General features: G+C 70.0%; 20 protein-coding genes. 13 read left to right on the top strand and 7 right to left on the bottom strand.

The window, feature by feature from the left end:
- Nucleotides 1-8 precede the first annotated feature (8 nt).
- Nucleotides 9-1064 carry a hypothetical protein gene (locus tag ACNPQM_RS15740; RefSeq protein ID WP_418084463.1) on the top strand — a complete coding sequence of 352 codons (1056 nt, stop codon included), beginning with the start codon at nt 9-11 and terminating at the stop codon, nt 1062-1064.
- Between the two features lie 187 nt (nt 1065-1251).
- On the opposite strand, the gene ACNPQM_RS15735 is transcribed toward ACNPQM_RS15740, so the two are convergent.
- Entirely contained in the window at nt 1252-2463 is a 1212-nt protein-coding gene (locus tag ACNPQM_RS15735; RefSeq protein ID WP_418084462.1) for a N,N-dimethylformamidase beta subunit family domain-containing protein, read from the bottom strand.
- A gap of 43 nt (nt 2464-2506) precedes the next feature.
- Here ACNPQM_RS15735 and ACNPQM_RS15730 point away from each other — a divergent pair, with 43 nt between their 5' ends.
- Nucleotides 2507-3196, top strand: coding sequence for a hypothetical protein (locus ACNPQM_RS15730; protein ID WP_418084461.1), 690 nt, complete (start codon nt 2507-2509; stop codon nt 3194-3196).
- Between the two features lie 50 nt (nt 3197-3246).
- On the opposite strand, the gene ACNPQM_RS15725 is transcribed toward ACNPQM_RS15730, so the two are convergent.
- Complete coding sequence (locus ACNPQM_RS15725; RefSeq protein ID WP_418084460.1) at nt 3247-4518, bottom strand: M48 family metallopeptidase; 1272 nt, start codon at nt 4516-4518, stop codon at nt 3247-3249.
- 270 nt (nt 4519-4788) lie between these two features.
- On the opposite strand from ACNPQM_RS15725, the gene ACNPQM_RS15720 reads away from it, so the two are divergent.
- From ACNPQM_RS15720 to ACNPQM_RS15685, 8 genes are all read left to right on the top strand, one after another.
- On the top strand, nt 4789-6060 hold the full coding sequence (locus tag ACNPQM_RS15720; protein WP_418084502.1) for an amidohydrolase: 1272 nt from the start codon (nt 4789-4791) through the stop codon (nt 6058-6060).
- A gap of 138 nt (nt 6061-6198) precedes the next feature.
- Complete coding sequence (locus ACNPQM_RS15715) at nt 6199-7242, top strand: BMP family lipoprotein (RefSeq protein ID WP_418084459.1); 1044 nt, start codon at nt 6199-6201, stop codon at nt 7240-7242.
- Between the two features lie 347 nt (nt 7243-7589).
- Nucleotides 7590-9182 carry an ABC transporter ATP-binding protein gene (locus tag ACNPQM_RS15710; RefSeq protein ID WP_358859593.1) on the top strand — a complete coding sequence of 531 codons (1593 nt, stop codon included), beginning with the start codon at nt 7590-7592 and terminating at the stop codon, nt 9180-9182.
- On the top strand, nt 9179-10294 hold the full coding sequence (locus ACNPQM_RS15705; protein WP_358859592.1) for an ABC transporter permease: 1116 nt from the start codon (nt 9179-9181) through the stop codon (nt 10292-10294). Before ACNPQM_RS15710 ends, ACNPQM_RS15705 begins: the two co-directional genes overlap by 4 nt.
- Entirely contained in the window at nt 10291-11580 is a 1290-nt protein-coding gene (locus ACNPQM_RS15700) for an ABC transporter permease (RefSeq protein WP_418084458.1), read from the top strand. Before ACNPQM_RS15705 ends, ACNPQM_RS15700 begins: the two co-directional genes overlap by 4 nt.
- Nucleotides 11577-11975 (top strand): cytidine deaminase, encoded by a 399-nt coding sequence (locus ACNPQM_RS15695; protein ID WP_358859590.1) that lies wholly within the window; start codon nt 11577-11579, stop codon nt 11973-11975. The genes ACNPQM_RS15700 and ACNPQM_RS15695 overlap by 4 nt, the downstream gene beginning before the upstream one ends.
- Before the next feature lie 180 nt (nt 11976-12155).
- Nucleotides 12156-13433 carry a thymidine phosphorylase gene (locus ACNPQM_RS15690; protein ID WP_418084457.1) on the top strand — a complete coding sequence of 426 codons (1278 nt, stop codon included), beginning with the start codon at nt 12156-12158 and terminating at the stop codon, nt 13431-13433.
- Nucleotides 13434-13530: 97 nt separating this feature from the next.
- Complete coding sequence (locus tag ACNPQM_RS15685) at nt 13531-14121, top strand: Uma2 family endonuclease (protein WP_418084456.1); 591 nt, start codon at nt 13531-13533, stop codon at nt 14119-14121.
- 99 nt (nt 14122-14220) lie between these two features.
- Here the strand turns inward: ACNPQM_RS15685 and ACNPQM_RS15680 are convergent, their stop codons facing one another.
- Complete coding sequence (locus ACNPQM_RS15680) at nt 14221-17547, bottom strand: S8 family peptidase (RefSeq protein WP_418084455.1); 3327 nt, start codon at nt 17545-17547, stop codon at nt 14221-14223.
- Between the two features lie 290 nt (nt 17548-17837).
- Between ACNPQM_RS15680 and ACNPQM_RS15675 the strand changes: the two genes are divergently transcribed.
- The gene (locus ACNPQM_RS15675; protein WP_418084454.1) at nt 17838-18158 is read left to right on the top strand and encodes an STAS domain-containing protein; all 321 of its coding nucleotides are present in this window, start codon (nt 17838-17840) and stop codon (nt 18156-18158) included.
- A 64-nt stretch (nt 18159-18222) separates the two neighbouring features.
- Here the strand turns inward: ACNPQM_RS15675 and ACNPQM_RS15670 are convergent, their stop codons facing one another.
- From ACNPQM_RS15670 to ACNPQM_RS15660, 3 genes are all read right to left on the bottom strand, one after another.
- Nucleotides 18223-19212 carry a sigma-70 family RNA polymerase sigma factor gene (locus ACNPQM_RS15670; RefSeq protein ID WP_418084453.1) on the bottom strand — a complete coding sequence of 330 codons (990 nt, stop codon included), beginning with the start codon at nt 19210-19212 and terminating at the stop codon, nt 18223-18225.
- Between the two features lie 125 nt (nt 19213-19337).
- Nucleotides 19338-20057, bottom strand: a complete 720-nt coding sequence (locus ACNPQM_RS15665) for a L,D-transpeptidase family protein (RefSeq protein ID WP_358859585.1) — start codon at nt 20055-20057, stop codon at nt 19338-19340.
- 87 nt (nt 20058-20144) lie between these two features.
- Nucleotides 20145-21449 carry an MFS transporter gene (locus tag ACNPQM_RS15660; RefSeq protein WP_418084452.1) on the bottom strand — a complete coding sequence of 435 codons (1305 nt, stop codon included), beginning with the start codon at nt 21447-21449 and terminating at the stop codon, nt 20145-20147.
- Nucleotides 21450-21511: 62 nt separating this feature from the next.
- On the opposite strand from ACNPQM_RS15660, the gene ACNPQM_RS15655 reads away from it, so the two are divergent.
- On the top strand, nt 21512-22465 hold the full coding sequence (locus ACNPQM_RS15655; RefSeq protein ID WP_418084451.1) for a LysR family transcriptional regulator: 954 nt from the start codon (nt 21512-21514) through the stop codon (nt 22463-22465).
- A 123-nt stretch (nt 22466-22588) separates the two neighbouring features.
- Here ACNPQM_RS15655 and ACNPQM_RS15650 read toward each other — a convergent pair whose 3' ends face one another.
- Nucleotides 22589-23350: an alpha/beta hydrolase family protein gene (locus tag ACNPQM_RS15650; RefSeq protein WP_418084450.1), complete on the bottom strand. Its 762-nt coding sequence runs from the start codon at nt 23348-23350 to the stop codon at nt 22589-22591.
- 103 nt (nt 23351-23453) lie between these two features.
- On the opposite strand from ACNPQM_RS15650, the gene ACNPQM_RS15645 reads away from it, so the two are divergent.
- A complete protein-coding gene (locus ACNPQM_RS15645) occupies nt 23454-24608 on the top strand; it encodes an adenosine deaminase (protein ID WP_358859581.1) in 1155 nt (384 codons plus the stop codon).
- Nucleotides 24609-24651 lie beyond the last annotated feature (43 nt).

Here is a 24651-nt window from a genome sequence, read left to right as displayed (position 1 = left end):
GCCGACCGGTGAACCTCGCCTTCGTCGAGAGCCCGGTCCAGCTCCTGAACGTCCTGGAGTGGGCCTTCACAGAGGGAGGCGACGACCATGTCCTGGCGGACATAACGGTCGTCGTCCTCCCTCCGGTCGACCCGATGTCGCGCGGCCAGCTGCGCCGGATGGCGGAGCTGGCTCGCGACGAGGGCGTCAACGTCCGCTGGCAGGAGGCGCGCGGCGGGGCGAGCGCACCGCTGAAGACCCTCCGGGCCCTGACGGGACTGCTGCGCAGGGCAGACCGGATCGTGATCGGCGACCCGTTCTCCCGCTACGTGCAGCTCCTCCTGTCCATGGTCCGCACCCGTCGGCTCACGGTGGTCGACGACGGCACGGCCACGATGGAGTTCGTCGCCCAACTCGCCCGTGGTGAAAGGCTGGTGCGCTGGCACCGGCGGGGCAGCTCGGGCCCGCGCGACCTGATCCTGGCCCCGGTCACGGCCACCGCCCGCCGCCGTTTCACCCCGTCCGCGACCCGTGAGGTCGAGGTGTTCACCGCCATGCCGGTCGAGGCTCCGGCCGGCGTCACGGTCACCTCCAACACCTTCGCCTGGACCCGCGCCCGCTTCGGCCCGCCGCTCCTGACCAAGGGCGCGGACCTGGTCGGCACGTCCCTGGCCGAGACGGGCGTGATCGACCAGGCCCAGTACCTGGAGGCGGTCGCCACCCTGGCCCGCACCCACGGCGCGACCCGCTACTTCGCCCACCGCCGGGAGTCCGCCGACAAGCTCCACGCTCTGGAAGCCGCCACCGGCCTGGAGATCGTCCGCCCGGACCTCCCTCTGGAACTCATCGCCCGCCGCGGCCCGATCGGCCGCACGGTCCTGAGCTTCCCGTCCACGGTGGTCCACACCCTGCCGCTGGCGCTGGCGGGCACGGAGGTCAAGGTCGCGGTCTGCGACATCGCCCCGGAGTGGCTGCGCGACACGGCGTCGCCACGTGCGCAGGGCTTCCTGAGCGGTGTCACGGAGACGGCCCGCGACGTACAGCGCCTCGCCCCGTGGCGGGCGACGGCGGTCACGGAGGCGTGAGAGGAGCCTTGGCGCGGGCGGTGCGGAGGAGATGCTCGCCGATCCCCGGGCCGAGGCCGCCCAAGTCCACCACCTGTCCCACTGGTTGACCGAGGCGCAGCCGGGACGCACTACGCGTGACAGTGACCCGTGGGGACCGGCTGCACGAGTGCCGGGGCTCCGCGGCTGCCGGGTGACGGCAGGGGCATCACGCGCCCCGGTGCTCCAGCATGCGGGTCAGGAGGTTCCGGGTGGCCCGCCGCACATGTGGATTCACATGTCCGGGTTCGTCGAGCGCCAGCGGCCAGTGGAACGTTCCGGCGACGAAGACGAGCGTGCCCTGCTGGTTCTCGCTCAGGCCGGTGTTCTGGACGAAGTGGCCGCGGCCCAGTCGGTCGGCGTAGGGGGACGCGGAGAGCAGCGTCAGTTCGGTGTCCGCGGGCCGGGGCATGGACGGGTCGAACCCGTCGGTCTCGACGGCGATCAGATCCGGAATCTCGTCGCCGTCCCTCAGTCCGGTGCCCGACCAGAACCAATGACCACTCTCGCGGACGACCAGGGGCACGGGTTTCTTGAGGATGCCGTTGTACTGGACACCCAGCAGCCCCTGCTCCGCGTGCTGGTGCTTCGTACCGAGGTCACGCCAGCGCGCGGTGGGGCCGCTCGGCCCCGGTTCGGGGTCGGGGGTCTCCTTGTAACAGGTCACCACACGGCCCGACCGGCCGTCGGCGGAGTCTTCGAGACGTATGTGGAAGTAGATGTTGTTCGCGGCGAGGAAGGCGAGATGCGTTCCGGCCGAGACGGCCTTCTCGGCGCAGTCGCGCATCTCCTGGGACCAGTACTCGTCATGGCCGGAGAACATCATGACGCGGTAGTGCGACGGGTCGACCCGCCCCTCGTGCAGATCCACACTGCTGGCGTACGTGATGTCGTAACCGGCGCTCTCCGCCCACCGTGCGGCGCTGGTGTCCAACTTGAACCAGTTGGGCGTGCCCGACCGAGGGTAGGGCCGGTCGAAGGAGACCTTGAAAGCACGATCGTCGATCCCGCCCCACACCCCTTCGGGGGTGTACCCCCGATACAGGTTCTTTCCGCCGTGACCGTCGTACGGCCAGAAGTTGTAGGCCTGGTACGTGGTGAAGGGGACGACCATCAGGATGTCGGAGCGGCGTGCCGTATCGCGTACGACGAAGGGCGTGAACGCGCGGTAGCCGTCCTGGGAGGTGAACACGGCCAGGAATATCCCGGACACCCACGTCTTCGGTACATCCAGCGTCCAGGCGACCGGCCAGTCACAGGCGATGAGCCCGGTACCGGCAGCCGCGGTCGGCTTGGTCCGGGGCCGCACCGGCACCGGATCACTGGTCACCAGATGCCGGGCGCCCGATCCGCCGTAATGGCCGATGCGGTAGATCGCCACCGTGCACTAGCCGTCGGGGATGCCCGCGATCGATCATCGGATCATGAAGGCAGGGGAGTTGACGGAACGTCAGGGCGAGATGGTCAGGACGGTGTTCCTCGCTGGTCCGGCCCTGATGGCAGGGTACGGAGCGGTGCGGCTGACCGGGCGGGCCGTCGGTGATTACGGGCCCGGTGTGTGGTGGACGGTGGCGCACCTGCTGTTCCTGGCCGGGGTGACCGTGTTCGTGCCGGTGTTCCTGGAGCTGCGGAAGCTCGCCGTGGTGCGTGGTGGCAGGCGGGTGGCCGTGGAGACGGCGGCCTGGGCCGGACTGCTCGGGGCGGCGGCACTGGTGGTCCAGGCGGTGATCGACCTGGCGGTCGGGTTCCTCACCGTGGACAAGACGGCCATGAACGACATGTTCGGGAGGGTGCAGGACGTGCCCGGTGTGATGCCGCTCGTCTACACCGCGGTGCCGATGCTGTTCTGGCTCGGGCTGCTGACCCTCGTCACGCTGCTGGCGTTCTTCCGGCGGGACGACGTCAAGGGGTGGGCCCCGGTGCTGGTGCTGGCAGGGATCGTGCTGGCGGCCATGACCCTGGATCTGCTGCCGGTCGGTGCCGTGTGCCTCGGGGCGGCGCTGCTGCCGATGCGCCGGGGGCTCCCCGAGGGCGGAGAGCGGCTGGGCCGGCCTCAGGGGCGACCGGGCGCGGCGGGCAGCACGGAGCAGTCCTTCTCCGAGACAGCGCCGTAGTCGATGTGGTCACCTGGACCGGCCCTGCTGCCTGCCCGCCGCCCGCCCGTCTACCTGCCGTTGAGGATCCGGCGGGCCAGCCTCTCCCGGGCCTCGGCCAGCTCGGCGTCGAGGCCGGACTGCCTCCCGGCGTCCGCGACCACCGCGGCGGCTGCCGGGGCCGCCGCGAGCAGGCGGGCGCGGCGCAGATGGGTCGGCGGGTGGGTCGAGTCGACGCTGTGGCCCCGCTGCGCGCCGAGGCGCCGCTGACGCTCGTACTCGCTCTCCGGTATCGAGTCCATGTGGGCGGTCAGTCGCTCCCACAGGCCGCGCCAGGCGTCCTTGCGCGCCGGGTCCCCGGGCCGTCCCACCTGCGTGGAATTGGCCTCGCGCAGCAATGCGGACCGGGCGGAGTCGCCGACGAGGAGCCGGTCCATGAGGCCCACGGCGGCCTCGGTGGACCCGGCCCGCGCCGCGAGGGAGTCGGCCAGGTACTCGCCGCGCTGCGTCGCGCGCAGCGTCTGGTGGTCGAGCAGCATCAGCACGCCCTGGACTGCCCATCGAGGCAGCAGGTAGAGCGCATTGAGCGCCGCCTCGCCGAGGGTGGGGTGGGGGATCCGGGCCAGGAAGTACCACCAGGTGGTCAGTGAGCGGAGCGCGTTCTTGATGATCAGCCCGTGGCGCGTGTCCCCGTTGGCGTAGTGAGCGAGCTCGTGCCCCAGCAGCGCGATCCGCTGCTGCGGGGTCGTGATCTCCCACAGCCCGAGCCCGAGGAGCAGCAGCCGGCGCTGACGCACCCCGTACGTGGTCACGGCCGCGTTCACGTCGTCCGTGACCACGACGGCGTGCACCCCGGTCGTGCCGGCGACTTCCGCGACCTCGTCGATCAGAGTGAACAGCTCGGGCGCGTCGGCCCGGTGCAGGACCGGCTCGTCGGGGAGCCGCCCGAAGCGCGGGCGCAGGGCCCCGGCGAGGACCAGGAAGAGCGCGCCCACCGCGGGAAGCGCGCTGCCCCAACCGAGCACCACCAGCAGGAGTCCGCCCACGGCCAGGGCGACCGTGACGCCGTGGACGGCGAGGGCGATGACGAAGGCCAGGGCACCGGCAAGGTCGCGCCGGGGCCGCAACGCCTCACCTGCCGTCACCTCGGCGAGCAGCTTCTCCCCGTACCGGCGGGCCAGCTCGCGCCGCAGCTTCTCCAGCCGCCCCGGGGGCTCCTCGGCCTCTCCCGGATCCACGTTCCAGTCGCACGCTGCACACCACGGCACGAACCTCCGGTCCGTCCGGATCTCCGCTCCGCACTCCGGGCATGGCTGAACGTTCTGTTCCAAGGTGTCGAGCACCGTCGGGCCCCCTCGTCCACGGCCCCGGCCGGGACCGACGCTGTCCACGACGCAGTCGAATCGAGCGCGTCGGCGACGCAGCGTAGACAGGGCGCCCTACGGAGCGGGACTGCGGGGGGTGTCGGAGAGAGGAATGGGCGAGTTTACCCATCCTTATCTCACGGCACACGCTTCGACGCCGCATTTTGTTCCTCTATGCGGCTGAACTTTTGTTGATCTGTGGCCAGTTGAGGGGTGAAGGGGCCTACGCTTCACCAGGTGAACCAGTTGATGTCCTGCGATTCCGATGCCGGCCTGCCCGAGGATGCCGACCTGCCCGGCACGCTGCCCGAGCCCCTGCGGGCCGAGCTGATCGCGTTCCGGCGCGATCTGCACATGCATCCCGAGCTCGGCAACCAGGAGTTCCGCACCACGGCTGCCCTCAAGGCGCGGCTGGAGAGGGCCGGGCTCCGGCCCCGGGTGCTCGCCACCGGAACCGGGCTCGTGTGCGACGTGGGCACATCGGGAGGGGCGCGAAGCTGGGACAAGGACGGTGGTGGGCGACGGGCGGGCGGCGACACCCGTCCCATGCTCGCCCTGCGCGCGGACATCGACGCCCTGCCCATTCCGGACACCAAGGCCGGGGTCGCGTACCGGTCCACCGTCCCCGACCGGGCGCACGCCTGCGGGCACGACATCCACACGACGACCGTCCTCGGCGCCGGGCTCGTGCTCGCCGAGCTCGACCGGCAGGGGCTGCTGCCGCACCCCGTGCGGCTGATCTTCCAGCCCGCCGAGGAGGTGCTGCCCGGCGGTGCGCCCGACGCGATCGAGGACGGCGTGCTGGAAGGCGTCGGGCGGATCATCGGGGTGCACTGCGACCCGAAGGTCGACGTGGGGAGGATCGGGCTCCGGGTCGGGGCGATCACCTCCGCCTGCGACCGGCTGGAGGTCACGCTCGACGGGCCCGGCGGGCACACAGCCCGGCCGCATCTGACCACCGACCTGGTCACCGCCGCCGCCAAGGTGGCCACCGAGGTGCCCGCGCTGCTGGCGCGGCGGGTCGACGCGCGGGCCGGGCTCGCCGTGACCTGGGGGCGGCTGGAGGCCGGGCACGCGTGCAATGTGATCCCGCAGCATGCCGAGCTGTCGGGAACGGTCCGCTGCCTGGATCTGGCGGCATGGCGGGAGGCGCCGGACCTGGTCCACGCCGCGATCGACGAGGTGGCCGGAATGCACCGGGCCAAGTCGGTGATCGACTACATCCGCGGGGTCCCGCCCGTCGTGAACGATCCGGCCGTGACCGATCTGCTGGCCGCCGCGATGGCCGGGCGCCGCGGATCGTATGCGATCGAGGACACCGAGCAGAGCCTCGGCGGGGAGGACTTCTCCTGGTATCTGGAGGACGTCCCGGGGGCCATGGCGCGGCTCGGGGTGCGCACGCCCGGTGACACCCGGCGCCTTGATCTGCACCGGGGCGATTTCGACGCGGACGAGGAGGCGATCACCGTTGGCGTGGAGCTTTTCACCGCCGCGGCGTTGCTCGACGGCAACCGTTCGTAACCGGACAGGTCACCTCAGGTTCGCGACGATCCGATAACGGCTTCCGTACAGGGCTTTATCTGACATCTACGCGCGTTACGATCTCGGCGAAACCAGCGCCGGAAGAGGCGCTTCGGTCAGGTTTGAAGGAGCCTTCCCTTGCGCCGGGTATCCAAGATCACCGCTGCGTGTGCCATCACCGCGGCTTTCGCGCTCACCGCCACCGCGTGCGGCAGCTCGTCCGACGAGAGCACCAGCTCCAAAGACAAGGGCCAGCTGAAGATCGGCATGGCCTACGACGTGGGCGGCCGGGGCGACAACTCGTTCAACGACTCCGCCGCGCGTGGTCTGGACAAGGCCAAGGCCGAGTTCAAGGCCGAGACGAAGGAGCTCACCGCCAAGAACGGTGAGACCCCGGCCGACCGTGAGCAGCGTCTGCAGTCGCTCGCCGAGGGCGGCTACAACCCGGTCATAGCCATCGGCTTCGCCTACAAGGACGCGGTCGACAAGATGGCCGCGAAGTACCCGAAGGTCAACTTCGGTCTGGTCGACTCGGTCTCCGACGTGAAGAACGTCGCCTCCATCGTCTTCACCGAGGAGCAGGGCTCGTACCTCGCCGGTGTCTCGGCGGCGCTGAAGTCGAAGGACGGCCAGGTCGGTTTCATCGGCGGTGTGGACCTTCCGCTGATCAAGAAGTTCGCCGCGGGCTTCCAGCAGGGTGTTCTGGACACGAACCCGAAGGCCAAGGTGCAGATCCAGTACCTGTCCACCGGTTCGGACCTGTCCGGCTTCGGCAGCCCCGACAAGGGCAAGGAAGCCGCCAAGGGCATGCTCGACAAGGGTGCGGACGTCATCTTCGCCGCCGCGGGCGGCTCGGGTGCCGGTTCGATCGAGGCCGTCGCGGGCAAGAAGGGCGCCTGGTCCATCGGTGTCGACTCCGACCAGGCCCTGGACCCGGCGCTGGCGAAGTACAAGGACACGATCCTGACCTCGGTCGTCAAGAACGTCGACGGCGGTGTCTACGACCTGATCAAGTCCGTCAAGGACGGCAAGCCGGTGGCCGGCGTCCAGTCGTACTCCCTGGCCAAGGGCGGCGTCTCGCTGACCACCACGGGTGACCACATCAAGGACATCCAGACGCAGCTCGACGCGGCGAAGAAGAAGATCGTCGACGGCACGGTCACGGTCAAGACCACGACCTGATCCGACCCGTCGATCGGGGCACGGGCGAGGGGGTGCCCGCGACGTTCCGCCTGTCCCGCCCTTCGGGCGGACGGCGGGATGTCGCGGGCGCCCCCTGGCTGCTTCGGCTGCTCGGCCGGGCCCCGACTCGCGTACGACTTCCGGCCGGGCCCGGAACGTAGCCGTACGCGCGCCGTTGGTCACCTGCTGTCAGGTGGCCAACGATTCGGTGGCACTACGCGCGTAGCGCGTGCCGGGCGCGGTACCTTTTTCCGCCCCCACCGCATCCCGCCCCACCGCCTCCGCCCTCCGCCCTCCGCTCCTGCCAAGGAGAGTGCGCCATCAACGCGTCCAGCAGTCCCCATGCCGTGGAGCTCCGCGGCATCACCAAGCGGTTCCCCGGGGTCGTGGCCAACCACGACATCGACATCACCGTGCGTCGCGGCACCGTCCACGCTCTCGTCGGCGAGAACGGTGCCGGCAAGTCCACTCTGATGAAGATCCTTTACGGCATGCAGAAGCCGGACGAGGGCACCATCGCGGTGGACGGCGAGCAGGTCTCGTTCCACAACCCGGGTGACGCCATCGCGCGCGGCATCGGCATGGTGCACCAGCACTTCATGCTCGCCGACTACCTCACCGTCCTGGAGAACGTCGTCCTCGGCTCCGAGAAGCTGTACGGGATCGGCGACCGGGCCCGCGCAAAGATCAAGGAGATCTCGGACGCGTACGGCCTCGGTGTCCGCCCGGATGCCATGGTCGAGGACCTCGGCGTCGCCGACCGCCAACGCGTGGAGATCCTCAAGGTCCTCTACCGCGGCGCCCGCACCCTGATCCTCGACGAGCCGACCGCCGTCCTCGTGCCGCAGGAGGTCGACGCACTCTTCGACAACCTCCGTGAGCTCAAGGCCGAGGGCCTGACCGTCATCTTCATCTCGCACAAGCTGGGCGAGGTGCTGTCGGTCGCCGACGACATCACTGTCATCCGGCGCGGCACGACGGTGGGCACCGCCGACCCGAAGCGCACCACGACCAAGCAGCTCGCGGAGCTGATGGTCGGCAGCGAACTGCCGTCGCCGGAGACCCGCGAGTCGACCGTCACCGACACGCCGATGCTCACCGTCGACGACCTGCGGCTGACCGCCACGGACCCGGACGGGGTGGTGCGTGCCGTGCTCGACGGCATCACCTTCACCATCCACAAGGGTGAGGTCCTCGGTATCGCGGGCGTCGAGGGCAACGGCCAGTCCGAACTGGTCGACGCGATCATGGGCATGCGCCACCTCGATGCCGGCGTACTGACCCTGGACGGCGTCGACATCTCCCGTACGCCGACCCGCAAGCGCCGTGAGGACGGCATGGCCGTCATCCCCGAGGACCGCCACCGGCACGGACTGCTGCTGGAGGCCCCGCTCTGGGAGAACCGCATCCTCGGCCATGTCACCGAGCGCCCCAACAGCAAGGGCGCGTTCCTCGACCTCAAGGCCGCCCGCGCGGACACCGAGCGGATCGTGCGCGAGTACGACGTCCGTACCCCCGGCATCGAGGTCACCGCCGCCTCGCTCTCCGGCGGCAACCAGCAGAAGCTGATCGTCGGCCGCGAGATGAGCCACGCGCCGAAGTTGCTGATCGCCGCGCACCCCACCCGGGGCGTGGACGTCGGCGCGCAGGCGCAGATCTGGGACCAGATCCGCGACGCGCGCCGCGAGGGCCTGGCGGTGCTGCTGATCTCCGCCGACCTGGACGAGCTGATCGGGCTCTCCGACACCCTGCGCGTCATGTACCGCGGCCGCCTGGTCGCGGACGCCGATCCGGCGACCATCACCCCGGAGGAGCTCGGCTCGGCGATGACGGGAGCGGCCTCCGGCCATCTCGAAGCGCCCGCCGAGCCCGGGACGGATGCGGAGTCCGGTCCGGACGCCGCCGACACCGACCCCCGGGACGGGGGAGAGGACCGATGAAGAAGTTCGACAAGGAGCGGCTGCTCCTGGGGATCGCGGCCCCCGTACTCGCGATCGTGGTCGCCTTCCTGGTGACCGCCCTCGTGCTGGCCGCCACCGGCAAGGAACCGTTCAGCGCGTTCGGCATCATGTTCGACTACGGGGTGAAGTCGGACAGCCAGGTCTACATCCTCAACAAGGCGACGACGTACTACCTCGCGGGTCTCGCGGTGGCCGTCGGCTTCCGGATGAACCTCTTCAACATCGGAGTCGACGGCCAGTACCGCCTCGCCGCCTTCTTCGCCGCCGCCGTCGGTGGCGCGCTGACCCTGCCGGGCGCCCTCCAGATCCCGCTGATCATCCTCACCGCGATGATCGTCGGCGCGATGTGGGCCGGTATAGCCGGCGTCCTCAAGGTCACCCGGGGCGTCAGCGAGGTCGTCTCGACGATCATGCTGAACGCCATCGCGACCGCCATCATCGGCTATCTGCTCCAGCAGGGCCGCCTCGGTCACCTCGACGAGGCCGGCACGAAGATCTCCACCACTCCGCTCCCGGAGTCCTCGCACTTCTTCGAGTTCCCGACCACCCCGTCGCCCGTCTGGGGCTTCATCGTGGTCGCGGTCGTCGCGGGCATCGCCTACTGGTTCACGCTCTCGCGCACCCGGTTCGGCTTCGATCTGCGTACGGTCGGCCAGTCCGGCTCCGCGGCCGAGGCCAGCGGCGTCAACGTCAAGAAGATGGTCGTCACGTCGATGGTGATCTCCGGCGCGGTGGCCGGCCTGGTCGGCATGCCGACGCTGCTCAACGACAGCTACGAGTACAGTGGCGACTTCCCCATCGGCATCGGCTTCACCGGTATCGCCATCGCCCTCCTCGGCCGCAACCACCCCATCGGCATCGCGCTCGGCGCGCTGCTCTGGGGCTTCCTGGAACGCGGTACCGGAAAGCTCGAGTTCGAGGGGTACGACAAGGAAATCGTCGGCGTCATCCAGGGCGTCATCGTCCTGTGCGTCGTCATCGCCTACGAAGTCGTCCGCCGCTACGGACTCAAGCGCCAGCAGAGCAAGGTCGGCGCGGAACTCGCCGCACAGGCCGCCCGTAACTCCGACCAGCAGGAGGTGTCGGCGTGACCGCCACGGCGACTTCCACCCCGCCGCCCGCGGCCCCCAAGGTCTCCGGTGGCAAGGGCGGCCTCACCCGCCTCTCCTTCCCCGTCGTTCTGCTGATCGTCGCGGGCGCGCTGCTCGCGCTGTCCGCGGTACGCGCCATCACCGGCGCCCAGGACGTCACCTCGGCCGGGCAGATCAGCGCGGCGCTCGCGATGGCCGTGCCGATCGGGCTCGCCGGTCTCGGCGGCCTGTGGGCCGAGCGGGCCGGTGTGGTCAACATCGGCCTCGAAGGCATGATGATCCTCGGTACGTTCTTCGGTGCCTGGGCCGGCTGGCAGACCAACCCCTGGATCGGCGTGCTGGCCGGTGTCATCGGCGGCATGCTCGGCGGGCTGCTGCACGCCGTCGCGACCGTCACCTTCGGCGTCGACCACATCATCTCCGGTATCGCCATCAACATCCTGGCGCTCGGGTTCACCACCTACTTCGCCAAGCTCTGGTTCAACACGGGCGAGGCGGCGGCCAAGGGCGGCAGCCCCAAGCAGTCGCCACCGTCCGACGACATCACCTCGGTGACGATCCCCGGCCTGTCCGACTGGCTGCACTCGATCGAGAAGCACCACTGGTTCTTCGTCTCCGACGTGGCCGGTGTCATCGGCGGTCTGGTCACCAATGTGTCGCTGCTGACGGTTCTGGCCGCGGTCCTCTTCGCCGTGACCTTCTTCGTCCTGTGGAAGACCTCGTTCGGGCTGCGGCTGCGTTCCTGCGGCGAGAACCCGATCGCCGCCGAGTCGCTCGGCGTGAACGTCTACCGCTACAAGTACATCGCGGTGATCATCTCCGGCGGCATGGCCGGACTCGGCGGCGCCTTCCTCTCCCTGGTCACCTCGCACATCTACAACGAGGGCCAGACCGGCGGCCGCGGATACATCGGTCTCGCCGCGATGATCTTCGGTAACTGGCGGCCCGGCGGACTCGCCATGGGCGCGGGCCTGTTCGGCTTCGCCGACGCGCTCCAGCTGCGCAACGGCGGCGAGTCCGTCCACGCGCTGCTGCTCCTGCTGGTGGTCGTGCTGGCCTTGCTCGCCGTCTGGAAGCTCTACCGCAAGAGCTTCGTCCAGGGTGTGGTCAGCGCCGTCATCGCCGCCGCCGTACTGGTCTGGTACCTCGCCACGGACACGGTGCCCACCGAGTTCGTGAGCGCCACCCCGTACATCGTCACGCTGCTCGTCCTCTCGCTCTCCGCGCAGCGGCTGCGGATGCCGAAGGCGGACGGCATGCGGTACCGGAAGGGCCAGGGCAAGTGACCGCGGCCGGCGACGTCGACTGGGACGCCCTGCGCGCTGCTGCCCGGGACGCCATGTCCCGGGCATACGCCCCCTACTCGGGCTACCCGGTCGGCGTCGCGGCGCGCGTCGACGACGGCCGCACGGTGGTCGGCTGCAACGTCGAGAACGCCTCGTACGGACTCGGCCTGTGCGCCGAGTGCGGCCTGGTCTCGCAGCTGAACGCCACCGGCGGCGGCCGGCTGACCCACTTCACCTGTGTGGACGGGGCGGGCGAGATCCTGGTCCCCTGCGGCAGGTGCCGTCAGCTGCTGTACGAGTTCGGCGGACCGGAGCTCGTCCTGGAGACCCCGGACGGCTTCCGTACGCTCGACGAGATGCTGCCGCAGGCGTTCGGGCCGGACCATCTCAGGTAGGGCTCTGCTTTCGGACCAGGCCGGATCAGCGCCCGCGAGCCCGGCCTGATCCGAGTGACAGGCCCGGAACTCCCGTGGCCCTCCTGAAACTTCAGGGGGGCCACACCCGTTTCCACTCTCTATGCGCGTAGAGTCATTCGGGACTCTTGCGCACGTACCGGCCGGAAGGACACCCAGGACATGGACGCCATCTCCGTCATCCGCACCAAGCGGGACCGCGGCGAGCTGAGCCCCGAGCAGATCGACTGGGTCATCGACGCATACACCCGAGGCGAGGTCGCCGACGAGCAGATGTCCGCGCTGGCCATGGCGATCCTGCTGAACGGCATGAACCGTACGGAGATCGCCCGCTGGACCGCCGCCATGATCGCCTCCGGCGAGCGGATGAACTTCGACGCGCTCTCCCGCCCCACCACCGACAAGCACTCCACCGGCGGCGTCGGTGACAAGATCACCCTGCCGCTCGCCCCGCTGGTCGCCGCCTGCGGTGCCGCCGTGCCGCAGCTCAGCGGCCGCGGTCTCGGCCACACCGGGGGCACGCTCGACAAGCTGGAGTCCATCCCCGGCTGGCGCGCCCATCTCACGGGTGCCGAGATGCTGAACGTCCTGGACACCACCGGAGCCGTGATCTGCGCCGCCGGTGACGGGCTGGCCCCCGCCGACAAGAAGCTGTACGCGCTCCGCGATGTCACCGGCACCGTCGAGGCCATCCCGCTGATCGCCAGCTCGATCATGTCCAAGAAGATCGCCGAGGGCACCGGGGCGCTCGTCCTGGACGTCAAGGTCGGCTCCGGCGCCTTCATGAAGACCATCGAGGACGCGCGCGAACTGGCCTCCACCATGGTCGCGCTGGGCAGCGACAGCGGCGTACGGACGGTCGCGCTCCTCACCGACATGGCCACCCCGCTCGGCCTGACCGCGGGCAACGCCCTGGAGGTGCGCGAGTCGGTCGAGGTCCTGGCCGGCGGCGGCCCGAAGGACGTCATCGACCTCACCCTCGCCCTGGCCCGCGAGATGCTGGACGCGGCCGGGCTCAAGGACGCCGACCCGGAGAAGGCCCTGGCCGACGGCTCCGCGATGGACGTCTGGCGCCGGATGATCTCCGCCCAGGGCGGCGACCCGGACGCCGCGCTCCCGGTCGCCCGCGAACAGCACGTGGTCACGGCGCCGTCCTCCGGCGTGCTGACCCGCCTGGACGCGTACGACATCGGCGTCGCCGCCTGGCGCCTCGGTGCGGGCCGGGCCCGCAAGGAGGACCCGGTGCAGGCGGGTGCGGGCATCGAACTGCACGCCAAGCCCGGTGACACGGTCACGGCCGGACAACCGCTGCTGACGCTGCACACCGACACGCCCGAGAAGTTCGACTACGCGCTGAAGGCTCTGCCCTCCTCGTACGACATCGCCCCGGAGGGCACGGAGTTCACGGCCACCCCCGTGGTGCGGGAACGTATCGCCTGACCTGCGGCTTCCTCGTATGGGTGAACGGGACCGGTGGACTGCCGCCGGTCCCGTTCGGCATGCTGGACTCGGTGACGCACCGATAGAGGAGACCGCCATGGGCGCACTCACCGTCGACCCCGCGCCGGGCCACGGCCAGGACTGGGACGACCTCGTCCGGATCTGGGAGGAGACGGACGCACCCGAGGGCTGCAAGGTGGAGATCATCGAGGGGATCGTCACCGTGTCGCCACCGCCGTCCAAGGACCACAACACCACCGCGGAACTGCTGCAGCGCAGGCTCTACTCCGTGATCCCGGAGGACTGGGGGATCTACCAGACCCTGGGTGTCGCCGTGCCGGGCCGGGCCGGGCTCTACATTCCCGATCTCGTCGTCGTGCCGCGCGCTGTGGCGACCGGGCCGGGCAACCGTGTACCGGCGGAAGAGGCCCGGCTCGTCGTCGAGATCACCTCGCAGGCCAACGCCAACCACGACCGCATCGGCAAGGCACACGGATACGCGAAGGCCGGTGTCGAGCTCTTCCTGCTCCTGGACCCCTGGCACTCCGGCCGCCCCACCGCCACCTTGTACGGGGAACCCGCCGACGGCACCTACCGGGTCCTGGACGCGGTCGAGTACGGGGAGAAGCTGACGCTTCCCGAGCCGTTCGCGCTGGTACTGGACACCGAGGTCTTCCCGGCCGGCTGAGAAGGGATGTCGCGCCGGTCCCGTCGGTGCGCGAACGGCCCGCCGGGACGGAGTGATCCATCCTGGCGGGCCGCCGTCATGCGGTCGCCGTCGGGGTGCCTACTTGCCGAAGTAGGCGTTGTAGATCGACACCGACGACGTGTTGCCCTGCTTGTCCGTGACCTTTGCCTTGAAGGAGATCGACTTCCCCTTGGCCGGGTTCTTCACGGAGATCCTGCCGGACTTGACCGTGACCTTGTTCCAGGTCTTACCGGCGTTGTAACTGACATACACCGTCAGCGACTTGAGGTTCTTGCCGGCGGCCGCACCCTGCACCTTCACCGGCACCGACGCGGTCCGGCCGGCCGTGACCTTGCTGTCCAGGGTGACATGGGGCGTGAACCGCACCGTGGAGGCGGGAAGTTCGGTGAAGTCCCTGGTCTTCTTCGACCGGAACGTCCAGCTCGCGTCGATCCGGGTGGAGACGGCGGAGATCCTCACGTTGCGCTGCACCGAGGTCGTCACCTTGTAGTCGGCGGCGCCGGACGGCACGGTGAAGGCGGTATCGCCCTCCAGCGGGTCCTTGTTCTGGGCGAACTTGACGCCATTGCGGTACAGGACGGTCTTCACCGAGCTGTACGCGGACTGGCCGATGTTCCCGTTGCCGTCGGCCACGAGCGGCAGGACGCCGAGGATCTCGTTGTCCTTGCGGAAGAACCCGTACCCCTCGGTGAGCGCGGGGCCGAACACTGCGGTGTTGACCCGCTTCCGGTACGTCTTGCCCGCCTTGAGGGTCTGCGGGTCACCGAGCGAGTATTCCGCCTCGTACTGCTGGAAGCGCCCACCCTGCTGTTCGAAGTCGAAGTTCCACTTCACCTTGTCGGCGGTGGAGACATAGACGGTGTGGGTCCCGGGGGCCGGCTGCTCCGTCGACGTGGCCCAGCCCCCGTCCGCGCCGGGCAGCGTGCCCCAGGCGATGACCGATCCGGTCTTGCCCATGCCGGACGCGCCGAGACCGATCGTGACCTTCGCCAGCTGACTGCTGGTGAACTTCCGGGTGTAGCCGGTCGCCGCCTGCGTCACCGGACCGCCGACCGCCACGTCGTAGCGGGTCGAGGATCCCTTGGCCCAGGTGCCCAGCCAGTGCTGGGAGAGCGAGCCGTCGGTGACCTTCGGGCCGACGTGCGCGGTGCGGAAGCCCTTGTACGAGTTCAGCAACCAGCCGAAGCCGGCACCGCTGTCCTTGCTGTCGAGCTGGAGGTCGGGGGCGGCCAGCAGGGACTTCGTGCCGGTGGCGGGAAGCGTGAACGTCACCGGCTTCGTCTTCCGGGCGTCGAGCGTCACGGTGAGATTCTTGGTGACGTCCAGCTTCGGCTGGGTGATCCAGTCGGCGCCCTTGGCGACGTTTGCCGGGTCGACGTAGACGGCCGAGCTCAGCACGTAACCGCCCCTGGGGGCACGGACCTTGGCCGTCCCGTCGGGGCCCGCCGGGTTCAGCCAGACGCCGGCCGCGGCGCCGGAGAGGCCGGTGAGGGTGTTGTCGTAGTACGTGGCGGGCTTGCCGTCACGCCCGATGTTCTTGATCGTGACGTCGTACGACTCGATCTCCCGGTCGACCGCGGCCGCGGTGCGGACGGTCTGCCCGCCGCCGGTGGCGACGACATACGCGGAGTAGGCGCCGTCCGCCGTGCCGCCGAGCTTCGTGTTCACGGTGAGCGGTACCTCGGCCGTGCCGCCCGCCGGGACGGTGACGTGCTCGGCGCCGAGGGTGAAGAAGCCGGCCGGGGCCGGCTTCCCCTTCGGGCCGGTGGCCGTCAACGCGAGGTCGAGGGTGACGTCGGTCGTACCGAGGTTGCGGTACGTCACCTCCTTGGTGACCGGGGCGTCATCGGTGTGCGGCCACTGCTGCACCCCGAAGCCGACCGAGACCGGGTCGGCGATGACGGTCTGGGCGATCGCCCTGTCGACAGCGATCCTGCCCGTGCCCTGCTCGAACGGCGTGTACGCGCCCGGCTTGGTGGAGGCCGCCAGCGCGCCCTTGAGCTCGGTGTTCCTCCACTCCGGGTGCTCCTGCTTGAGCAGCGCCGCGGCGCCCGCGGCATGCGGGGCCGCCATCGACGTGCCGGAGATCGTCAGATAGCCGGGCGGGTTCTGGCCGACCTCCTGGTCGATCACGGAACCGGGTGAGGCGGCCGCCGTGATGTCCACGCCGGGCGCGGTGACATCGGGCTTGATGCCGCCGTCGCCGATGCGCGGTCCGCGGCTGGAGAATTCCGCCAGCTTGTCGTTGTCGTCGACAGCGCCGACGGTCAGTGCGGCGTCCGCACTGCCCGGGGAGCCGACCGTGCCTGCGCCGTCGCCCTCGTTGCCCGCCGAGATGGCGAACAGGACGCCCTTGTCGGCCGACAGCTTGTTGACCGCTGCTTCGAGCGGGTCGATGTCGGGGCTGTCGGGGCCGCCGAGACTCAGGTTGATGATGTCGGCGCCCTGCGCGACGGCCCACTCCATGCCGGCCAGGATGCCGGAGTCCTCACCGAAGCCGTTGTCGTCGAGGACCTTGGCCTCGAGCAGCTTGGCGTCCGGTGCGACCCCCTTGAACCTGCCGCCCGACTTGGCGCCCGTACCGGCCGCGATCGAGGACACATGGGTGCCGTGCCCGAACCGGTCCTTGGTGTCGCGCGACGCGGAGAAGTTCTTCGACTCGAGGATCTGCCCCTTGAGGTCCGGGTGGGTGGCGTCCGCACCGGTGTCCAGGACGGCGATCTTGACGCCCTTGCCGGTGTAACCGGCCTTCCACGCGGTCGGCGCACCGATCTGCGGCACGCTCTTGTCGAGGCTCGCCCGGCGCACCCCGTCCAGCCAGACCCGGTCGATGCCGGCCGCGGTGGTGCGCCGGCCGCCCTGGGAGGTCTTGCTGGTGAGTGCCTGCCAGATGTCCTGGGCGTCGCTCTTCGGAGTGGTCACCGACTGGGCGTTCAGCGACTTCAGGGTCCGGACGACCCGGGTGGCGCCCGCGTCCCGGACGTCCGCCTTCGCGGCGGCGGCCTGCGCCCCCTTGTAGCCGACGATCAGCTTCAGGCCGGTGCCCTGGGCCCGGCGGTTCTCCGGACGGTTCAGCTCGGTGACGTCGAACAGCCGGCGGTCCAGCTTGCCGGAACTGATCAGCCGGTGGGTGTCGGCCGGTATGAGCAGGGTGTGCCCGTCATGTATCTGCCGCTGCACGGGTATCTGCTCGCGCCCCTTGGCAGGACGGAAGCCCACGACACGGCCCTTCGCGTCCACCGAGACCCGGTCGCCGGTGATCAGCGTCAGCTGATGCCGGGTCACGGACTTGGTTCCGGCGGCCGGACGGGCCTGCTCCGGCTGCGCCATGGCCGGGGTGGTCATCCCGGCCGCGAGCGCCACGGCGGCTGCCGTGGCGATGGTCGAAACACACGCGTTTCTCACGTGTCTGCGCAATTTTCCCCCTGAAGAATGAGGTGGTCTCTCGGAACCGTTGATCCGCGCGCGCCGATGTGGCACCGGTGCTCACCGGTTCACGTACCTAGAGGGGAAATTGACCCCACTGGTTCACACGCGTGCTGCTGCTGAACGTAGTTGACGGAAATACATCGGTCCGCGGTGGGGGTGGGCCGGGGGACCGGACGTGTGGATGTGGCGGACGGCGGGTCGGCGCCGGAGAGGAAGAACGCGGCGGGGCAGCGATGAGTTTCGGCTGCCGGACCGGTCTTCCTGATGTGGAATCCAAGACCCCGATCGTTCTCGTCGTCACCGGCCGTGTCACACGTGCGGCCGTGCCGGAACTCTGCGCCGAGCTGGAGACGCTGCTCTGCGACCCCGAGGGGGCCGTCCGTGACCCGGACGCGGGGGTGGACTGTGATGTGGGCGGGGTCGTACAGGCGGATCTGGCCCTGATCGAGGCGATAGCGCGGCTGGGGCTCATCGCGCGCCGGGCGGGCGGCCGGCAGCTGCGGCTGCGCAATGTGCCGCCCGGACTGCAGCATCTGATGGACCTGGTGGGGCTGGTCGATGTGATGGACCTGGGGGAGCGGGACTGAGGTGCCCGGCCCCGCTCCCCGGCGTCAGCCGGGGAGCGCGCAGACCACCGCCAGGGCCGCCGCGTCACGCCGCCTCGGCATCGAGGCGGTCGGGCAGGCCGAAGAGCGGGAACCAGCGGGAGGCGTCCAGGAAGCAGTGCAGGCCGGTGATCGCACCGTCCGAGATGTCGATGACCTGCACCGCCCACGGCACGAATCCCGGACCGTCCGGATCCGGCTTGTAGTGCGCGAACGCCGGGGTGCCGTTGGCTATGGTCGCCACCAGGCGGGAACCCTCGCAGCTCGCACCGAGGGTGCTCATGAAGCCCGTGATGTCGTCGTGCCCCTGGAGCCAGAGGTCGAACGGCGGCATGGTCATCACGGCGTCCTCGTGGAGCAGCGCGGTCAGCGCCGTCATGTCGTAGCCCTCGAACGCCGCGACGTACCGCTCAAGGAGCTTGCGCTGCTTCTCGTCGAGCGGATCGGCGGTGTCGGTGGCCGCGCTCCGATGGTCCGTGAGCGTGGCCCGTGCCCGCTGCAGGGCGCTGTTGACCGAGGCGACCGACGTGTCGAGCAGTTCGGCGACCTCGCTCGCCTTCCACGCCAGCACCTCGCGCAGGATCAGCACGGCACGCTGTCTGGGCGGCAGATGCTGCAGCGCGGCGACGAACGCCAGCCGCACCGACTCCCGCCCCACCGCGGCCTCCGCCGGGTCGCCCACCGGCGGCAGGATCCGCCCGTCCGGCATCGGCTCCAGCCAGGTGTTCTCCGGGAGCGGGTTGAGCGCGGCCTGGGCGAGCGGTGTCGGGTCCGTCAGGTCGACCGGGCGGGCCCGCTTCTTCCCCGCGTTCAGCATGTCCAGGCAGACGTTGGTGGCGATCCGGTACAGCCAGGAGCGCAGCGAGGAACGGCCTTCGAACTTGTCGAAGTTCCGCCAGGCGCGCACCAGCGTGTCCTGTACGGCGTCCTCCGCGTCGAAGGTGGAACCGAGCATGCGGTAGCAGTAACCGGTGAGCTCGACCCGGTGTCCCTCCAGGCGGCTGTCGATATCCGCCGGTGCCGTCAGATCACCCATCGTTCCACCCCTGTTGTGCTGTGACGCCGTTCACTCCGGTACGTCGGAAGCTACCGCAGGCCACTGACAACGGAGGGTGGGAAGCGCCGGAGCCGCCCGCTCTCCGGCCACGTCCCCGATGCCGGTCACGTTCCGGGCTTGCGCCCGTACACGTACACATCGTCGCCGTTCTTCAGCAGGTTCCAGTACGTCCTCGCGTCGGCGTCCCGCATGTTGACACAGCCGTGCGAGCCGGGCGGGTTCCACATCTTCAGATTCACCGAGTGGAACGCCTGCCCGCCGTCGAAGAACTGGGAGTACGGCATCCACACGTGGTAGAGCGACGACCAGTGCTTGATGTGCCGCAGGTAGATCTTCTTCGAACCGGTGCGCGTCTCGTACCCGTTCCGCCCGCTGCGGATCGGCACCGGACCGAACTTCAGCTTCGATCCGTCCTGGATCCAGCTCAGTTGCCGGGTCAGGTCCACACACGCGATGCGCCCCCTGTTCGTGGGGCACTTCTTGTCCTTGTTGGGGTTCGTTCCGGCCGCCTTCTGCGCCGTGAGCGTCTTCATCGTCCGCCAGGTGACCGGTCCCGCGTACCCGATGTCAGGGGTGACCCCGTAGGTGCGCTGGAAGGTCTGGATCGCCTTGCAGTCGGCGGCCGACTGCTTCCCGTCGACCGGCCGGTTCAGATAGTTCTCGACCTGCTTCTGGTACGGCCCGGTGGATGTGGTGCAGGAGGACGCCGCCTGCGCCGCCGTGCCGCCGCCCAGGACGAGCGCCGACGCCGCCGTCAGTCCGGCGACGGACAGCGCGACCGCGCGCCGCGTCCGGACTCCCCGTATGGTCCCTACGACTGCCATGTACGCCAACTCCCCTTCGCGCCGCAGTGCGTTGATTACGCTTGGTAGACGCGCGAAGGGGAGTCGGTGGTTGTGCGGGTGTATGTCTCAATTCTGTACTGAAGCCATCGGGACGAGGCGCCGCCGCTCGGCGCGGGCGACCCGCGACCCGTACAGCGTGATCGAGACGACGCCGAGGACCGCGAGCAGCCCGAGCGTCACCGTGCCCGCCCAGCCACCGGAGTGGAAGGCGATCGCGCCGAGCGTGCCGCCCGCGCTGGAGCCCAGGTAGTACGCGGACTGGTAGAGCGCCGATGCCTGCGCCCGGCCGGTCGTCGCGGTCCGGCTCACGGACGACGAGGCGACCGCGTGCCCGGCGAAGAAGCCCGCCGTGATCAGAACCAGACCGAGAAGCACGGCGGTCAACTGGTCGGCGAGGGAGAGCAGCAGACCGGCGGTCGTGGTGGAGACGGCCAGGTAGAGGGCGCCCCGGCGGCCGAGCCGTGCGACGAGCCTGCCCGCCGCCGCCGACGACACCGTACCGACGAGGTAGACCAGGAAGATCGAGCCGATGACGCCCTGCGGAAGGTTGAACGGCTCCCCGACCAGCCGGTAGCCGATCACCGTGTAGACCGCGCCGAACACCGTCATGAACAGTGCGCCGATCGCGTACAGCCTGCGCAGCAGCGGGTCGGCGAGGTGCCCGCCCACGGTCTTGGCCAGGGCCTTCGGGTTCAGCGTGCCGGGCGTGAAGTGACGGGCCCTCGGGATCATGAAGTGGAAGACGACCACGCAGGCCACGGCCAGCAGTCCGACCGCGCCGAGCGCCGCCCGCCAGCCCCACAGCTGGGCGATCCAGCCGGTGAGGATGCGGCCGCTCATGCCGCCGATGCTGTTGCCCGCCACGAACAGTCCGATCGCGGCGACCAGAGCCTTCGGCCGCACCTCCTCGGCGAGGTACGCCATCGCGGAGGCGGGAAGTCCGGCGAGGGCGGCGCCCTGGACGGCGCGCAGGGCGATCAGCCAGCCAAGCGAGGGGGCGAAGGGGACGAGAAGCCCGACCAGTACCGCGACCGTCAGCGACGCGGTCATCATCTGCCGCCGCCCGAACCGCTCGGAGAGCGCGCTCATCGGCAGCACACACAGCGCCAGCGCACCCGTCGCCGCCGAGACCGTCCAGCTGGCCTGTCCGGCCGTGGCGCCGAAGCCGGCGGAGACGGCGGGCAGCAGCGCCTGGGTGGAGTAGAGGAGTGCGAACGTCGCGACACCGGCGGCGAAGAGCGCGAAGCTCATCCGGCGGTAGCCGGGCCGGCCGGGCTCCAGCCGGTCAGGGGAGGAAACGGGCGCGACGGGCGATGACGGGGCTGAGGCGTCCAGCGTGAGCGTGGACGCCTTGGTACTGGCAGGAGGCATACATCGAAAGTAGGTCTCTCTGATTCATGCGTCCAATGCACGAACTTGCGATAATCAATCCCATGGCGCATGAACACAGCTCACAGCCTCGGCTGTCACCGAGTAGTTACGAAGAAGACATTCGGGCAGTGCTCGCGCCGCGGCTCGCGTACTTCGAGGCGGTGGCCCGCCACGAGCATGTGACGCGCGCCGCGCACGAGCTCGGTGTCCCGCAGTCCACGCTGTCGCGGGCGATGGTCAGGCTGGAACAGGACCTGGGCGTCGCCCTGTTCGCCCGCAAGGGCCGTACCGTCTCGCTCACCCCCGCCGGCCGCACCTTCCTGGGCTCCGCCGAGCGGGCCCTCACCGAGGTGGAGCGGGCCGCCGACTCGGTACGGGCGGACGCCGACCCGACGGCGGGCAAGGTCGCCTTCGGCTTCCTGCACACCATGGGCTCCGAGACCGTTCCCGCCCTCCTCCGCGCCTTCCGCGCCGACCACCCCCGGGTCCGCTTCCAGCTGGTGCAGAACTACGGCGAGGCGATGATCGAACGCCTCCGGGCCGGCGGCCTCGATCTCTGCCTCACCTCCCCCGTCCCGGACGCCCCCGACCTGGTCGCCCGTCGTCTCGACGAGCAGCGGCTGCGTCTGGTCGTCCCGGACGACCACCGCCTCGCCTCCCGCAGGCGGATCCGCCTGGCGGAGGCGGCGGACGAGGCGTTCGTCACCCTTGAACCCGGTTACGGTCTGCGGCGGATCACCGACGACCTGTGCGCGGAGGCGGGCTTCAAGCCACGTGTCGCCTTCGAGGGCGAGGAGGCGGAGACCCTGCGCGGCCTGGTTGCGGCGGGCCTGGGTGTCGCCCTGTTGCCGCCCCCGGCAGTGGCCCGCCCGGGCGTGGTCGAACTGACGGTCACGGCGCCCCGCGCGGCCCGTGAGATCGGCGTGGCCTGGCTGGACGGCCACCCGGACACACCCCCGGTGGCGGCGTTCAAGCAGTTCCTGCTGTCACGCCGGGGGCATCTGCTGCCCGACTGACCCGCGGACGGGGATGCGGGGGCCGGGGCCGTCCGCGCAGGCCGCCGCGGACACTCCGCAGTGCCGTGACCGGCAGCGTGTGTGCCGGACGCCGCCTGGCAGGCGGGGCTTCCGGAACCCGCCCTAGGACCTCAGCGACCGCCCGAAGCCGGCAGCCAGCGGCATCCGCAGCCCCAGGGGCGGGGGCGCCGCCAGGGCGTCGGCGACCGGGCGGGCGTAGGCCCGGCCGAACAGCGATCCGCGGACGAAGTCCACGGCCAGTGCCACCACTTCGGCGCGGTGCTGGCGCAGGCCGTGGCCGTCCGAGTGGACCTCGAAGCGGCAGGTGTCCCGGTTGGTCTTCTTGGCCCGTTCGGCCAGCCGGAACGACAGCTCCGGGTCGGACCGGGTGTCGTTCGTGCCGTGGACGAGCAACACCTGGCGGCCCAGCAGGTGCTTCACCGGTTCCGGTTCCGCCGAGGCTTCCCCGGGCAGCCAAGGCGCCATCGCCAGAACGGAGGTGACCGCCGCGTGGCCCCCCGCGCGCAACGCCGCCCGGCCGCCCATGCCGTGGCCGGCCAGGCAGACGGGAATGTCGCCGTAGCGTCGTACGACCTCCTCCACCGCCCACTCCGCGTCCGCCGCGAGCTGCGCGTCCGTGGCGTTCCAGCCCCGGCAGCGGTAGTGCACGACATGCGCGGCCAGCCCGTCGTCCTGGCCTGCGCGGGCCAGGGTGCGGGCGAGCGGCAGCTGCAGTGCGTACGACAGGGAGGAAGGCCGGCGGCGCGAGTCGGCCTCGCCGTCCGGGAGCAGCAGAACCACTCCGCTGACCGCAAGTTGTGCTCCGGCCGTCTTCACGGCCCGTCCCAGCCTCGGAGCAGGCAGGGGAAGTGCGCGCTGTCCCATGACAGAACAGTGTCAGAAGAAGAGGTGTACTCCACCCCTATTCGCGGTCACTGTTACGCATCGGCGCGCAGTGCTCTACGCGCGTAGGCGCTAGAGTGCCCAAATGATGAGCCCGACCCTCCATGTTCCTGGCACCGACCAGATCCGACGCGCCCCCAAGGTGCTGCTCCACGACCACCTCGACGGCGGTCTGCGCCCCGGCACGATTGTCGACCTGGCCCGTGACGCGGGCTACGAAGCCCTTCCCGAGACCGAGCCGGACAAGCTCGGCATCTGGTTCCGCGAGGCGGCCGACTCCGGCTCGCTGGAGCGTTACCTGGAGACGTTCGCCCACACCTGTGCCGTCATGCAGACCCGGGAGGGTCTGTTCCGGGTGGCCGCCGAGTGCGCCGAGGACCTGGCCGCGGACGGTGTCGTGTACGCGGAGGTGCGGTACGCCCCCGAGCAGCACCTGGAGGCCGGGCTGACCCTCGAAGAGGTCGTCGAGGCGGTCAACGAAGGCTTCCGCGAGGGCGAGCGCCGGGCCCGTCAGGACGGCAACCGGATCAGGGTGGGCGCCCTGCTCACCGCGATGCGGCACGCCGCCCGCGCCCTGGAGATCGCCGAACTCGCCAACCGCTACCGCGACCAGGGCGTCGTCGGCTTCGACATCGCGGGCGCCGAGGCGGGCTTCCCGCCCACCCGCCACCTCGACGCCTTCGAGTACCTCAAGCGCGAGAACAACCACTTCACCATCCACGCGGGCGAGGCCTTCGGCCTGCCGTCGATCTGGCAGGCGCTCCAGTGGTGCGGCGCCGACCGCCTCGGCCACGGCGTCCGCATCATCGACGACATCGAGGTCGCCGAGGACGGCAGCGTGACGCTCGGCCGCCTCGCCTCGTACGTACGGGACAAGCGCATCCCGCTGGAGATGTGCCCGACCTCCAACCTTCAGACCGGCGCCGCCGCCTCGTACGCCGACCACCCCATCGGGCTGCTGCGGAGGCTCCATTTCCGCCTCACCGTGAATACGGACAACCGGCTGATGAGCGGTACGAGCATGAGCCAGGAATTCGAGCGGCTGATCGAGACCTTCGGATACACGCTCGACGACATGCAGTGGTTCACGGTCAATGCGATGAAGTCGGCGTTCATTCCTTTCGATGAACGTCTCGCGATGATCAATGACGTGATCAAGCCCGGATATGCCGAGCTGAAGTCCGAATGGCTTTTCGAGCAGACCGCTGCGACCAGCGGCTCTTCGTCCCCCGCGGGCTGATTCGCGGTCTGCGCCGAACAGCCGGGACGATCAGATCCCGGCC

Origin of the sequence: Streptomyces sp. NPDC056231, assembly GCF_048270745.1 — a bacterium.
Classification (GTDB): Bacteria; Actinomycetota; Actinomycetes; order Streptomycetales; family Streptomycetaceae; genus Streptomyces.
Note: the sequence above shows the minus strand (reverse complement) of the source record. Positions and strands in the feature narration are given on the sequence as shown.

Excerpts from the sequence above, each read along its gene's own strand:
- ACNPQM_RS15665 (WP_358859585.1), bottom strand. The coding sequence starts at position 20,057 with ATGGCAGTCGTAGGGACCATACGGGGAGTCCGGACGCGGCGCGCGGTC.
- ACNPQM_RS15670 (WP_418084453.1), bottom strand. The coding sequence starts at position 19,212 with ATGGGTGATCTGACGGCACCGGCGGATATCGACAGCCGCCTGGAGGGA.
- ACNPQM_RS15720 (WP_418084502.1), top strand. The coding sequence starts at position 4,789 with ATGTCCTGCGATTCCGATGCCGGCCTGCCCGAGGATGCCGACCTGCCC.
- ACNPQM_RS15660 (WP_418084452.1), bottom strand. The coding sequence starts at position 21,449 with ATGCCTCCTGCCAGTACCAAGGCGTCCACGCTCACGCTGGACGCCTCA.
- ACNPQM_RS15705 (WP_358859592.1), top strand. The coding sequence starts at position 9,179 with ATGAAGAAGTTCGACAAGGAGCGGCTGCTCCTGGGGATCGCGGCCCCC.
- ACNPQM_RS15685 (WP_418084456.1), top strand. The coding sequence starts at position 13,531 with ATGGGCGCACTCACCGTCGACCCCGCGCCGGGCCACGGCCAGGACTGG.
- ACNPQM_RS15645 (WP_358859581.1), top strand. The coding sequence starts at position 23,454 with ATGATGAGCCCGACCCTCCATGTTCCTGGCACCGACCAGATCCGACGC.
- ACNPQM_RS15730 (WP_418084461.1), top strand. The coding sequence starts at position 2,507 with ATGAAGGCAGGGGAGTTGACGGAACGTCAGGGCGAGATGGTCAGGACG.
- ACNPQM_RS15650 (WP_418084450.1), bottom strand. The coding sequence starts at position 23,350 with ATGGGACAGCGCGCACTTCCCCTGCCTGCTCCGAGGCTGGGACGGGCC.
- ACNPQM_RS15690 (WP_418084457.1), top strand. The coding sequence starts at position 12,156 with ATGGACGCCATCTCCGTCATCCGCACCAAGCGGGACCGCGGCGAGCTG.
- ACNPQM_RS15655 (WP_418084451.1), top strand. The coding sequence starts at position 21,512 with ATGGCGCATGAACACAGCTCACAGCCTCGGCTGTCACCGAGTAGTTAC.